The organism is Streptomyces sp. NPDC088725, assembly GCF_044751305.1.
Lineage (GTDB): Bacteria > Actinomycetota > Actinomycetes > Streptomycetales > Streptomycetaceae > Streptomyces.
In genome coordinates this window covers 310,225-322,963 of the sequence record NZ_JBIVLO010000004.1, presented here as the reverse complement: position 1 = coordinate 322,963, position 12,739 = coordinate 310,225, and the positions used below count along the sequence as shown (strand labels likewise).

Annotated in this window: 9 protein-coding genes and 1 tRNA gene; all 10 read left to right on the top strand. The window is 69.2% G+C overall.

The features are described from left to right. Positions 1-93 precede the first annotated feature (93 nt). The 10 genes from dnaN (at position 94) to ACIP6N_RS11595 (ending at position 12,739) form a co-directional block, all read left to right on the top strand. A complete protein-coding gene (gene dnaN, locus ACIP6N_RS11640) occupies positions 94-1,224 on the top strand; it encodes a DNA polymerase III subunit beta (RefSeq protein ID WP_401814793.1) in 1,131 nt (376 codons plus the stop codon). Between the two features lie 78 nt (positions 1,225-1,302). After that, entirely contained in the window at positions 1,303-2,199 is an 897-nt protein-coding gene (gene gnd / locus ACIP6N_RS11635) for a phosphogluconate dehydrogenase (NAD(+)-dependent, decarboxylating) (protein ID WP_401814791.1), read from the top strand. Between the two features lie 29 nt (positions 2,200-2,228). Continuing rightward, positions 2,229-3,410, top strand: coding sequence for a DNA replication/repair protein RecF (gene recF, locus ACIP6N_RS11630; RefSeq protein WP_401814790.1), 1,182 nt, complete (start codon positions 2,229-2,231; stop codon positions 3,408-3,410). Next, complete coding sequence (locus ACIP6N_RS11625; RefSeq protein ID WP_401814788.1) at positions 3,407-4,015, top strand: DUF721 domain-containing protein; 609 nt, start codon at positions 3,407-3,409, stop codon at positions 4,013-4,015. The genes recF and ACIP6N_RS11625 overlap by 4 nt, the downstream gene beginning before the upstream one ends. 374 nt (positions 4,016-4,389) lie before the next feature. After that, the gene (gene gyrB / locus ACIP6N_RS11620) at positions 4,390-6,468 is read left to right on the top strand and encodes a DNA topoisomerase (ATP-hydrolyzing) subunit B (RefSeq protein ID WP_401814786.1); all 2,079 of its coding nucleotides are present in this window, start codon (positions 4,390-4,392) and stop codon (positions 6,466-6,468) included. 51 nt (positions 6,469-6,519) lie between these two features. Beyond that, a complete protein-coding gene (gene gyrA / locus ACIP6N_RS11615) occupies positions 6,520-9,222 on the top strand; it encodes a DNA gyrase subunit A (protein ID WP_401814785.1) in 2,703 nt (900 codons plus the stop codon). An 87-nt stretch (positions 9,223-9,309) separates the two neighbouring features. Further along, complete coding sequence (locus ACIP6N_RS11610) at positions 9,310-9,879, top strand: DUF3566 domain-containing protein (protein ID WP_401814783.1); 570 nt, start codon at positions 9,310-9,312, stop codon at positions 9,877-9,879. 57 nt (positions 9,880-9,936) lie between these two features. Then, positions 9,937-10,010: transfer RNA gene (locus ACIP6N_RS11605), tRNA-Ile, on the top strand. 190 nt (positions 10,011-10,200) lie between these two features. Continuing rightward, positions 10,201-10,335 (top strand): DLW-39 family protein, encoded by a 135-nt coding sequence (locus tag ACIP6N_RS11600; protein WP_401814782.1) that lies wholly within the window; start codon positions 10,201-10,203, stop codon positions 10,333-10,335. Between the two features lie 967 nt (positions 10,336-11,302). Next, positions 11,303-12,739 carry a hypothetical protein gene (locus tag ACIP6N_RS11595; protein WP_401815233.1) on the top strand — a complete coding sequence of 479 codons (1,437 nt, stop codon included), beginning with the start codon at positions 11,303-11,305 and terminating at the stop codon, positions 12,737-12,739.

Below are 12,739 nucleotides of genomic sequence, written 5' to 3'. Positions count from 1 at the left end.
GAGTGTCGGTGCCGTAGGTCAGACTGGTCCCCGGCATCACAGCCGACGACGAAGGCCAGCAGGGCGAGACAGCAACAGCAGGAGGCGGTTCCGGTGAAGATCCGGGTGGAGCGCGATGTACTCGCGGAGGCGGTGGCCTGGGTGGCCCGCAGCCTCCCTGCCCGCCCGCCGGCGCCTGTCCTTGCGGGCCTTCTGCTGAAGACGGAGGAGGGCAAGCTCAGCTTCTCCAGCTTCGACTACGAGGTCTCCGCACGGGTCGCCGTCGACGCCGAGGTCGAGGAAGAGGGCACGGTCCTCGTCTCAGGACGACTGCTGGCCGACATCTGCCGCTCGCTGCCCAACCGTCCCGTGGAGATTTCCACCGACGGTGTACGGGCGACCGTGGTCTGCGGCTCCTCCCGGTTCACGCTCCACACGCTTCCCGTGGACGAGTACCCGGCACTGCCCCAGATGCCGACGGCGACCGGCACCGTCCCCGGTGAGGTCTTCGCCTCCGCCGCCGCCCAGGTGGCGATCGCGGCCGGGCGAGACGACACGCTTCCCGTGCTCACCGGCGTACGGATCGAGATCGAGGGCGACACGGTCACCCTGGCCTCGACCGACCGTTACCGCTTCGCCGTCCGCGAGTTCCTGTGGAAGCCGGAAGCCGCGGACATCTCCGCGGTCGCGCTGGTGCCCGCCAAGACGCTGCTGGACACCGCCAAGGCTCTGACCAGCGGTGACACCGTCACTCTGGCGCTTTCCGGCTCCGGTGCCGGTGAGGGGCTCATCGGTTTCGAGGGCGCGGGGCGCCGGACGACCACGCGGCTGCTCGAAGGCGACCTGCCGAAGTACCGGACGCTCTTCCCGACCGAGTTCAACTCGGTCGCGGTCATCGAGACCCCGCCGTTTGTCGAGGCCGTCAAGCGCGTCGCGCTGGTCGCCGAGCGCAACACCCCCGTGCGGCTCAGCTTCGAGCAGGGCGTCCTGATCCTCGAGGCCGGTTCCAGCGACGACGCACAGGCTGTGGAGCGGGTCGACGCGCAGCTGGAGGGCGACGACATCTCGATCGCCTTCAACCCGACCTTCCTCCTGGACGGTCTGAGCGCGATCGACTCCCCCGTGGCGCAGCTGTCCTTCACGACCTCCACGAAGCCGGCGCTGCTCAGCGGCAAGCCCGACGTCACGGCGGAGGCGGACGACGCCTACAAGTACCTGATCATGCCTGTACGGCTGAGCGGCTGACCCCACAGGTGAGAAGGGGCGCCCCGGCGTAATCTCGGGCGTAGGTACAAAATCGCCTCGACGCTTAAGGAACCACTGATGGAGCTCGGTCTCGTCGGTCTCGGCAAGATGGGTGGCAACATGCGCGAGCGCATTCGCCACGCAGGCCACACCGTCATCGGATACGACCGCAACCAGGACATCGCGGACGTCCACAGCCTCAAGGAGCTTGTCGACAAGCTCAAGGGCCCGCGCGTGATCTGGGTCATGGTCCCGGCCGGTGCGGCGACGCAGGCCACGATCGACGAGCTGGCGGGGCTGCTGTCCCCCGGTGACGTCGTGGTCGACGGCGGCAACTCCCGCTGGACGGACGACGAGAAGCACGCGGTCGAGCTGGGCATCAAGGGCATCGGCTTCGTCGACTGCGGTGTCTCCGGTGGCGTCTGGGGCCTGAAGAACGGCTACGCGCTGATGTACGGCGGCACGCCGGAGAACGTCGCCAAGGTGCAGCCCATCTTCGACGCGCTCAAGCCCGAGGGTGACCTCGGCGCCGTTCACGCGGGCAAGGTCGGCGCCGGCCACTTCGCCAAGATGGTTCACAACGGTATCGAGTACGCCATGATGCAGGCGTACGCCGAGGGCTGGGAGCTGCTGGAGAAGGTCGGCTCCGTCACCGACGTCCGTGAGGTCTTCCGCTCGTGGCAGGAGGGCACGGTCATCCGTTCCTGGCTGCTGGACCTCGCGGTCAACGCCCTGGACGAGGACGAGCACCTGGAGCAGCTGCGGGGCTACGCCGAGGACTCCGGCGAGGGCCGCTGGACAGTCGAGGCGGCCATCGACCACGCCGTACCGCTGCCCGCGATCACCGCTTCGCTGTTCGCGCGCTTCGCGTCCCGGCAGGACGACTCGCCGCAGATGAAGATGATCGCCGCGCTGCGTAACCAGTTCGGCGGTCACGCCGTCGCGGCGAGCGAGCCCAAGAAGTCCGAGAAGTAACTCCGCATCCGGGAGGCCGGCGCACATCCATGCACGTCACGCATCTGTCGCTGGCCGACTTCCGGTCGTACGCCCGGGTCGAGGTTCCGCTCGATCCGGGCGTCACCGCGTTCGTGGGGGCGAACGGGCAGGGGAAGACCAATCTGGTCGAGGCGGTCGGCTATCTGGCGTCCCTCGCCAGCCACCGGGTCTCGTCCGACGCGCCGCTGGTGCGGATGGGCGCGGAACGCGCGGTGATCAGGGCCGCCGTCACCCAGGGCGAGCGCTCCCAGCTGGTCGAGCTCGAGCTGAACCCCGGCCGGGCGAACCGGGCCCGTATCAACCGGTCTTCGCAGGTCAAGCCGCGCGACGTGCTGGGAATCGTACGGACCGTGCTCTTCGCGCCGGAGGACCTGGCGCTGGTGAAGGGCGATCCGGGTGAGCGGCGGCGTTTTCTGGACGAGCTGATCACGGCGCGTTCGCCGCGGATGGCCGGGGTGCGGTCCGACTACGACCGCGTCCTCAAACAGCGCAATACGCTCCTGAAATCGGCCGCGATGGCGCGACGGCACGGCGGCCGCGGCATGGACCTCTCGACGCTGGACGTGTGGGACCAGCACCTGGCGCGGGTGGGCGCGGAGCTGCTGGCGCAGCGGGGCGATCTGATCGCGTCGCTCCAGCCGCTGACGGACAAGGCGTACGAGCAACTGGCGCCCGGCGGCGGGCCCGTCACGCTGGAGTACCGTTCCTCCGCCGAAAACGCCGGAAACGCGGGAAACACCGCACGTGCCGGAAACGCCGGCGGCGCGGTCGGCGCCGAGATCGCGCACAGCCGTGACGAGCTGTACGCGCAGCTGATGGCCGCGCTGGCCGAGGTGCGCAAGCAGGAGGTCGAGCGGGGCGTGACGCTCGTCGGCCCGCACCGCGACGACCTGGTGCTGAAGCTGGGACAGCTGCCGGCGAAGGGGTACGCGAGCCATGGCGAGTCCTGGTCGTACGCGCTGGCGCTGCGCCTCGCCTCGTACGACCTGCTGAGGTCCGAGGGCAATGAGCCGGTGCTGGTCCTCGACGACGTGTTCGCCGAGCTGGACGCCCGGCGCCGCGAGCGTCTGGCGGAGCTGGTGGTCCACGGCGAGCAGGTGCTGGTGACGGCGGCGGTGGACGACGACGTGCCCGGCGTGCTCGCGGGGGCGCGCTTCATGGTGGCCGACGGCGTCGTGGAGCGGGTATGAGCGGCAACGCGAGCGGCAGCGGCCGGCGGAGGCCCGGCAGCCCCGGCCCCGAGCTGCCGGAGGCGTCGGACGGGACGCCCGCGCCCCCCGAAGCGCCCCAGTCGTCCGGCGTCGATCTCGCCCGGGTCGCGCTGCGCGCGGCGAAGGAGCAGGCGCGGGCACGTGGTGACGCCGCGCAGCAGAAGAAGCAGGCCAGGCGGGGCGGCGGGCTGCGCTCCGGGGCGCGTGCCGACGGCCGCGATCCGCTGCCGCTCGGCGCGGCCATCAACCGGCTGATCACGGAACGCGGCTGGGAGGCCCCGGCCGCCGTGGGCGGGGTGATGGGCCGCTGGCCCCAGATCGTCGGTGACGACGTGGCGAAGCACTGCGTACCCACGAAGTACGACGAGAGCAACGACGAGCGTGTGCTGACGGTGCAGTGCGATTCGACGGCGTGGGCGACCCAGCTGCGGCTGCTGGCGCCGAGTCTGGTGGCCCGGCTGAACGAGGACCTGGGCCACGGCACCGTACGGCTGCTCAAAGTCCTCGGTCCGAGCGGTCCGCCGCAGCGGTACGGGCGGCTGCGGGCACCGGGCAGCAAGGGGCCGGGAGACACGTACGGCTGACCGGGCCGTGCCTGCCTTGACCCGGGCGCGCTTCGTCCGGGCCGCTGCCCCGGGGGCCTGTGCGAGGCCTGCCGTGGACCGCCGTGCCCTGAGCGGACAGGGGTGAAGAGTGAGGCGTCCCTCACCGTAGCGGGAGGTTGACAGGCCGAAGCGCTCAATGCCCGTGTGAGCCTCTTGGAGCCCCTTCCCCGATATGGGGAGTCGGTAGCCGCTCATTCAGGGCGGCACATGCGGACTCAGGTACCGGCAAACCCCCATTCGGGTCGGCGCTACCGGTAGACTGGTGTCAAATCCCGCTCTGCTTGCGGGAACCGTCATCAGATGCTGACGCATGCCGAACGACGCAGCCGCTCCCGCGAGCCGGAGAACGGCCTGTGCTGTGCCAGAAAGGGCGCTTCGTGGCCGATTCCGGCAACCCCAATGAGAAGAATCCGTCCGCTGCCCCTGGTGGGCACGGCGAGGTGACCGCCTCGTACGACGCGAGCGCGATCACCGTGCTCGAGGGCCTGGACGCGGTCCGCAAGCGGCCCGGTATGTACATCGGGTCGACCGGTGAGCGTGGTCTGCATCACCTCGTCTACGAGGTCGTCGACAACTCCGTCGACGAGGCCCTGGCCGGGCACGCGGACACCATCGACGTCACGATCCTCGCGGACGGCGGCGTACGCGTGATCGACAACGGCCGCGGTATCCCGGTGGACATCGTCCCGTCCGAGGGCAAGCCGGCCGTCGAGGTCGTCCTCACGGTGCTGCACGCGGGCGGCAAGTTCGGCGGCGGCGGGTACGCCGTCTCCGGCGGTCTGCACGGCGTGGGTGTCTCCGTCGTGAACGCGCTGTCGTCCAAGGTCGCGGTCGACGTCAAGCGCGACGGCCACCGCTGGACGCAGGACTACAAGCTCGGTGTGCCGACGGCGCCCCTGGCCCGCAACGAGGAGACGGCCGAGTCCGGGACGACGGTCACGTTCTGGGCCGACGCGGACATCTTCGAGACGACGGTCTACTCCTTCGAGACGCTGTCCCGGCGTTTCCAGGAGATGGCGTTCCTCAACAAGGGCCTGACCCTGACGCTGACCGACGAGCGCGAGTCGGCGAAGGCTGTCGCGGGCGCGGATGTCGCGGGCACGGACACGCCTGAGGTGCCGGAGGCCGAGCAGGTCAGGACGGTCACGTATTTCTACGAGGGCGGCATCGTCGACTTCGTGAAGTACCTCAACTCCCGCAAGGGCGAGCTGATCCATCCGACGGTCATCGACATCGAGGCCGAGGACAAGGAGCGGATGCTCTCGGTCGAGATCGCGATGCAGTGGAACACGCAGTACAGCGAGGGCGTGTACTCCTTCGCGAACACGATCCACACGCATGAGGGCGGTACGCACGAGGAGGGCTTCCGCGCGGCGATGACCGGTCTGGTCAACCGCTACGCGCGCGAGAAGAAGTTCCTGCGCGAGAAGGACGACAACCTGGCGGGCGAGGACATCCGCGAGGGTCTGACGGCGATCATCTCGGTGAAGCTGGGCGAGCCGCAGTTCGAGGGTCAGACGAAGACGAAGCTCGGCAACACCGAGGCGAAGACCTTCGTGCAGAAGATCGTGCACGAGCACCTGACGGACTGGTTCGACCGGCATCCGAACGAGGCCGCGGACATCATCCGCAAGGCGATCCAGGCCGCCACGGCCCGGGTCGCGGCCCGTAAGGCGCGTGACCTGACCCGTCGCAAGGGCCTGCTGGAGAGCGCGTCCCTGCCGGGCAAGCTGAGCGACTGCCAGTCGAACGACCCGTCCAAGTGCGAGATCTTCATCGTCGAGGGTGACTCGGCCGGTGGTTCCGCGAAGTCGGGCCGTAACCCGATGTACCAGGCCATCCTGCCGATCCGCGGCAAGATCCTGAACGTCGAGAAGGCACGGATCGACAAGATCCTCCAGAACACCGAGGTCCAGGCGCTGATCTCGGCGTTCGGCACCGGTGTGCACGAGGACTTCGACATCGAGAAGCTCCGCTATCACAAGATCATCCTGATGGCGGACGCCGACGTCGACGGCCAGCACATCAACACCCTGCTGCTGACGTTCCTGTTCCGCTTCATGCGGCCGCTGGTCGAGGCCGGGCACGTCTACCTGTCGCGCCCGCCGCTGTACAAGATCAAGTGGGGCAGGGACGACTTCGAGTACGCGTACTCCGACCGGGAGCGCGATGCCCTGATCGAGCTGGGCAAGCAGAACGGCAAGCGGATCCGCGAGGACTCGATCCAGCGCTTCAAGGGCCTCGGCGAGATGAACGCCGAGGAACTGCGGATCACCACGATGGACGTCGACCACCGGGTGCTCGGCCAGGTCACCCTGGACGACGCGGCCCAGGCCGATGATCTGTTCTCGGTGCTGATGGGGGAGGACGTCGAGGCGCGGCGTTCGTTCATCCAGCGCAATGCCAAGGACGTCCGCTTCCTCGACATCTGAGTCGGCCTCAGCTGACGGATTCGACAAGGCCGAAAGGAACACTGACCAGCAATGGCCGACGAGAACACCCCCGGTACCCCCGAGACTCCCGACTCACCCGGCAGTCCTGACACCCCCGACTCCGCCGCGGCGCCCATCGTCGTGCAGGAGGTCGCCGCGGTGGAGGGGCTGGCGATGCGGGTCGAGCCGGTCGGGCTCGAAACGGAGATGCAGCGCTCGTATCTCGACTACGCGATGTCCGTCATCGTCTCGCGCGCGCTGCCGGACGTACGGGACGGACTGAAGCCCGTACACCGCCGTGTCCTGTACGCGATGTACGACGGCGGTTACCGGCCCGAGAAGGGCTTCTACAAGTGCGCCCGCGTCGTCGGTGACGTCATGGGTACGTACCACCCGCACGGCGACTCCTCGATCTACGACGCGCTGGTCCGCCTCGCGCAGCCGTGGTCGATGCGGATGCCGCTGGTGGACTCCAACGGTAACTTCGGCTCTCCCGGCAACGACCCGGCCGCCGCCATGCGGTACACCGAGTGCAAGCTGATGCCGCTGTCGATGGAGATGCTCCGGGACATCGACGAGGAGACCGTCGATTTCACGGACAACTACGACGGCCGCAACCAGGAGCCGACGGTCCTGCCGGCCCGGTTCCCGAACCTGCTGATCAACGGTTCGGCCGGTATCGCGGTCGGTATGGCCACGAACATCCCGCCGCACAACCTCCGTGAGGTCGCGGCCGGCGCGCAGTGGGCGCTCGAGCACCCTGACGCGAGCCAGGAAGAGCTGCTCGACGCGCTGATCGAGCGGATCAAGGGCCCGGACTTCCCGTCGGGCGCGCTGGTCGTGGGACGCAGCGGCATCGAGGACGCGTACCGCACGGGCCGCGGTTCGATCACGATGCGCGCGGTGGTCGCGGTCGAGGAGATCCAGAACCGCCAGTGCCTGGTGGTCACGGAGCTGCCGTACCAGACCAACCCGGACAACCTCGCGCAGAAGATCGCCGACCTGGTCAAGGACGGCAAGGTCGGCGGTATCGCGGACGTCCGCGACGAGACGTCCTCGCGCACGGGCCAGCGGCTCGTGGTCGTCCTGAAGCGGGACGCGGTCGCCAAGGTCGTGCTGAACAACCTGTACAAGCACACCGAGCTGCAGACCAACTTCGGCGCGAACATGCTGGCGCTGGTCGACGGCGTGCCGCGCACGCTGTCGCTGGACGCGTTCATCCGGCACTGGGTGACGCACCAGATCGAGGTCATCGTCCGCCGTACGAAGTTCCGGCTGCGCAAGGCCGAGGAGCGGGCGCACATCCTGCGCGGTCTGCTCAAGGCCCTGGACGCGATCGACGAGGTCATCGCGCTGATCCGGCGCAGCGACACGGTCGATGTGGCGCGTACGGGCCTGATGGGGCTGCTGTCGATCGACGAGATCCAGGCGAACGCGATCCTGGAGATGCAGCTGCGCAGGCTGGCGGCGCTGGAGCGGCAGAAGATCGTCGCCGAGCACGACGAACTCCAGCTGAAGATCGACGAGTACCAGGCGATCCTGGCGTCGCCGCAGAAGCAGCGTCAGATCGTCAGCGAGGAACTGGCCGTCATCGTCGAGAAGTTCGGCGACGACCGGCGCTCCAAGCTGGTGCCCTTCGACGGTGACATGTCCATCGAGGACCTGATCGCCGAGGAGGACATCGTCGTCACGATCTCGCGCGGCGGCTATGTGAAGCGTACGAAGACGGACGACTACCGCTCGCAGAAGCGCGGCGGCAAGGGCGTACGTGGCACCAAGCTCAAGGAAGACGACATCGTCGACCACTTCTTCGTGTCGACGACGCATCACTGGCTGCTGTTCTTCACGAACAAGGGCCGCGTCTACCGGGCGAAGGCCTACGAACTGCCGGACGCCGGGCGGGACGCGCGGGGTCAGCATGTGGCCAATCTGCTGGCCTTCCAGCCGGACGAGCAGATCGCCGAGATCCTGGCGATCCGTGATTACGAGGCGGCGCCCTATCTGGTGCTGGCCACCAAGGCCGGGCTGGTCAAGAAGACCCCGCTCAAGGACTACGATTCACCGCGTTCGGGCGGCGTCATCGCGATCAACCTCCGGGAGACGGAGACGGGCGCGGACGACGAGCTGATCGGCGCCGAACTGGTGTCCGCGGAGGACGACCTCCTCCTCATCAGCAGGAAGGCGCAGTCGATCCGGTTCACGGCGACGGACGAGTCGCTGCGGCCCATGGGCCGTGCCACATCCGGCGTGAAGGGGATGAGTTTCCGCGAGGGTGACGAACTGCTCTCGATGAATGTCGTCCGGCCCGGTACGTTCGTCTTCACGGCCACGGACGGCGGGTACGCGAAGCGGACGCCCATCCGGGAGTATCGCGTCCAGGGCCGTGGTGGCCTCGGTATCAAGGCTGCGAAGATCGTGGAGGACCGCGGTTCCCTCGTCGGCGCGCTGGTGACCGAGGAAACCGATGAGATCCTGGCCATCACCCTGGGCGGTGGCGTGATTCGTACGCGAGTCAGCGAAGTCAGGGAGACGGGCCGTGACACCATGGGCGTCCAACTGATCAACCTGGGCAAGCGCGATGCCGTCGTCGGCATCGCCCGCAACGCAGAGGCAGGCCGTGAGGCTGAAGAGGTCGACGGGACGGAAGACCCGGGGACCGAAGACGCTGTCGCGGCAGATGCCGTTTCGGCACAGGCCGATACGGCCGGGGCCGCCGAGGGCACGGAGCCTTCGGTCGGCGAGCACGAGGAGTAGAGCGTGAGTGGAGCCACGGGCGCCGGATCGGCCGCTTCCGGAGCGAACGGTGCACGTGGCCCTGCCACGGACTCCCAGGGGGTAAGGATGACGGAGACCCGGGGGCAGCAGCCCCCGTACGAGACCTACGGCTCCGATTCCGCGCAGCCGTACCATCCGCCGCAGGCGTACCCCTCACCGGGCGGTACGCAGGGCGGCCAGGGCCAGCCGCGTGGCACGGGTGCCGGTCCCGGGCAGCAGGCGGACGCGGTGCGCCGGCCGCGGACGGGCGCGCGGACCACTCCGCGTACACGCAAGGCGCGGCTGCGGGTGGCGAAGGCCGATCCGTGGTCGGTGATGAAGGTCAGCTTCCTGCTCTCCATCGCGCTCGGTGTGTGCACGGTCGTCGCGGCGTCGGTGCTGTGGATGGTCATGGACGCGATGGGCGTCTTCTCGACGGTCGGCGGAACGATCAGTGAGGCCACGGGCTCGAACGAGAGCAATGGCTTCGATCTGCAGTCGTTCCTGTCGCTGCCGAGGGTGCTCATCTTCACCTCGGTCATCGCGGTGATCGACGTGGTGCTCGCGACGGCGCTGGCGACGCTGGGTGCCTTCATCTACAACCTCTCGGCCGGTTTTGTGGGCGGCGTTGAGCTCACGCTGGCCGAGGACGAGTAGGACCGGGTATCGATTTTGGTACTGCCCCTGAAGTGCGCTAATCTTCAGGGGCAGCGCGGGGCTATAGCTCAGTTGGTTAGAGCGCATCCCTGATAAGGATGAGGCCACAGGTTCAAATCCTGTTAGCCCCACCGCGTAAAAGGCCCCTCAGTCATCCGTGACTGAGGGGCCTTTGGCATGAGAGGACTTCTGCGGTGGAACTCTTTACACGGTCGAGTTGACGCGTCTGCGGGGCGCGGGCAGGCACCCGGATCGGTATCGGCCGGTGTGTATAGTCGGGCGCCTGAAGTCCACTACGTCAAGGAAAGACGAGGTCGCGCGATGAAGAAGCTTCTCTTGCTCGCACTGGCCGCCATCGGCGGGCTCCTCGTGTACCGCCAGATCCAGGCGGACCGCGCCGAGCAGGATCTGTGGACGGAGGCGACCGACTCCGTGCCCGCAGGCTCGGGTGTCTGAGTCGCAGCAGTCCTGAACCGAGCCCCGGCCGCCGAGCGGCCGGGGTTTCGTGCTGCTCGGGGGCCTGTGGGGCCGGCGCGGACCGCCTCCGGCGACCTCCCTGAATTCACTCACGCAAAATCTTGCCTTGCTAAGGCAAATCCAGTGGGGGTGAGAGGACGGCGCTCGCACGGGCCGCACACGGGCGGAGGGCGCCCGGTCCACGGCCGGGACCGTGGCGGACGCGCTGTCCGACGTCTCTCCGGCGTGGCCGCGGGTGCGCGGCGGAGAGACGTCGGTGCACGGCGCCGGTCAGCCGGCCGACTGTACGGAAACCCGGCTCGTACGTCCGGTGCTGCCGTCCGGTCCGGCAGCCCTGGCCGGCGCTGTGGCGGCAGTACGGTCCGGTGGGGCGGCTCCCCCGTCGGTCTGTCGCCGCGGAACCGCGCAGGGCCTGCCACGCCAGGCCGACGGCGCGATCGCCGCCCGCGCGATCCTGTGATGCCCGACGACGAGGGCGCGACACCGCTCGCTTCGGCCTTCGCCGCGTCCCGAGCGAGGACGGCGACCGGAGATGCGGCGCGGCGGGTACGTACCGGCCTGGTCGTCGAGCCGGAGAGCAAACCCCTTCCAGACACGGCGCGTTGGCCGCCGGAGCTGACGTACGGGGTGGAGGCCCCGGTACGGATGGGGCCGCAGTACGGTTCCCGGCGGTGGCCGGTGGCCGGTTTTCGGCGGTGGCCGGCGGCAAGGGCGGGCGGGCCGATTCGCAGGGGCGCGCTGCTTATTCGGGCGACCGTGCGGACAGCGGCCGGAGCGCCGGGGCAGGATGGACCGGCGACGCGATCGTGGCGACGGCGGCGGCCGCCACGGCCGTTCTGGTCGCTGGGTTCGGGTACGTACGGGTGCGGCGCGGGGCGTCGGGAGCTACGAGGGGAAGCGCGTCAGCAGGCGGCGCGTGAAGGGGGAGCGCGTGACGGCGGACGGCATGAGGGCCCGGAGCGGATCCCAACGGCTCTACGGGGCCCGGAGGTTGGCGAGGACGGCGCTGGCCGGGGCGGCGGCGGTGTGCGTGGTGGCGGCGCTGCCCGGGCAGTCCTGGGCGGCCGGTGAGCCGGGTCCGTACGCCTTCCAGCCCGGGGCGGCGCGGGTCAGCGGCGCGGCGACGACGAGCGACGCGAAGGGGCTCGGGGCCGGTTCCGCCTACCGTGACTCGATCGGTCCCGGCGACACACTCTTCTACCGGGTGGACCTGGACGCCGAGACGAACGAGTACGTGTCGGCGGTGGCGGTGCCGGCCCCGGGTGCGAAGGTGAGCTTCTCGGACAGGATCGAGGTTTCCCTGCAGAATCGTGACGGTAGGGACTGCGGTTCCAACAGCGAACGCTTCGGCTCGGCGGGCCAGTTCTCCCGGCCGCTCGCGGCCTATGCCTTCCGGGAGAGCGGCAAGGGCAAGTTCGCTCCCTGCCAGGAGGCCGGCTCCTACTACGTCGTCGTCGAGCGGACCAGCGGGGCCGCGTCGGACCCGGGACCGTGGGAACTGGAGCTGCGTCAGGTCTCGGAACCCGGCCTCCTCAAGGAGGGTCCCACCGAGGCGCCGAAGAGCTGGCCGAGCGCTTCCCCCGTGCCGCTCACCGACCACCCGCGGTCGCGCGCGGGCGGCGCCGGCTTCTACGACGCCAAGGGGCTCACGGAGGGCGAGTGGTCGGCGGAGATCAAGCCCGGCGAATCCCTCTTCTACCGGGTGCCGGTGGACTGGGGACAGCAGCTCTTCACCAGCGCGGATCTGGGCAGCAGCTCCGACGGAACGGGACTGGTCCCCGGCGCGCTCTCCCTGGCGCTGTACAACCCGGCGCTCGGCCTGGTCGACAGCGGCAACTCCGTTCTGTACGACGGCAAGCAGAAGACGACGTCGATCCCGCCGATGCCACCGGTGGCGTACGAGAACCGCTTCTCCTTCAGCGTCGGAGAGCGGAGCATGCGTTTCGCCGGCTGGTACTACCTGCGGGTGAGCCTCAACCCGAAGGTGGGCGAGGTGTTCGGCGAGAAACCGTACAGGCTGACCCTCCAGGTGAACGTCGAGGGCAAGGCGAAGAGCGGGCCCGGGTACGCGGACGACCCGGGCATCTTCGACGTGTCCGGCGACGACAGGGGCGAGGCGTCGGACGGGCTGAGCGACGCCGGTGCGGCGAGGAGCGGCACGATGCGGCTGATCGCGGCCGGCGGGATCGGCACCGGGACCGTGCTCGTGGCGTGGCTCGGCGTATGGACGCTGCTGGCCCGGCGGCGCGCGGCCGGGGAACCGGGCCGGGGTCCGGACGTACCTGGGCAGGGGCAGGGGTACGGCCAGGTCCAGAGCCAGGAGTACGGGCAGGGCCAGGGGTACGGGCAGGGCCAGGGGTACGGGCCGCCGCCGGCCTGGTAG

Excerpts from the sequence above, each read along its gene's own strand:
- gnd (WP_401814791.1), top strand. The coding sequence starts at position 1,303 with ATGGAGCTCGGTCTCGTCGGTCTCGGCAAGATGGGTGGCAACATGCGC.
- recF (WP_401814790.1), top strand. The coding sequence starts at position 2,229 with ATGCACGTCACGCATCTGTCGCTGGCCGACTTCCGGTCGTACGCCCGG.
- ACIP6N_RS11625 (WP_401814788.1), top strand. The coding sequence starts at position 3,407 with ATGAGCGGCAACGCGAGCGGCAGCGGCCGGCGGAGGCCCGGCAGCCCC.
- gyrA (WP_401814785.1), top strand. The coding sequence starts at position 6,520 with ATGGCCGACGAGAACACCCCCGGTACCCCCGAGACTCCCGACTCACCC.
- ACIP6N_RS11610 (WP_401814783.1), top strand. The coding sequence starts at position 9,310 with ATGACGGAGACCCGGGGGCAGCAGCCCCCGTACGAGACCTACGGCTCC.
- ACIP6N_RS11600 (WP_401814782.1), top strand. The coding sequence starts at position 10,201 with ATGAAGAAGCTTCTCTTGCTCGCACTGGCCGCCATCGGCGGGCTCCTC.
- ACIP6N_RS11595 (WP_401815233.1), top strand. The coding sequence starts at position 11,303 with ATGAGGGCCCGGAGCGGATCCCAACGGCTCTACGGGGCCCGGAGGTTG.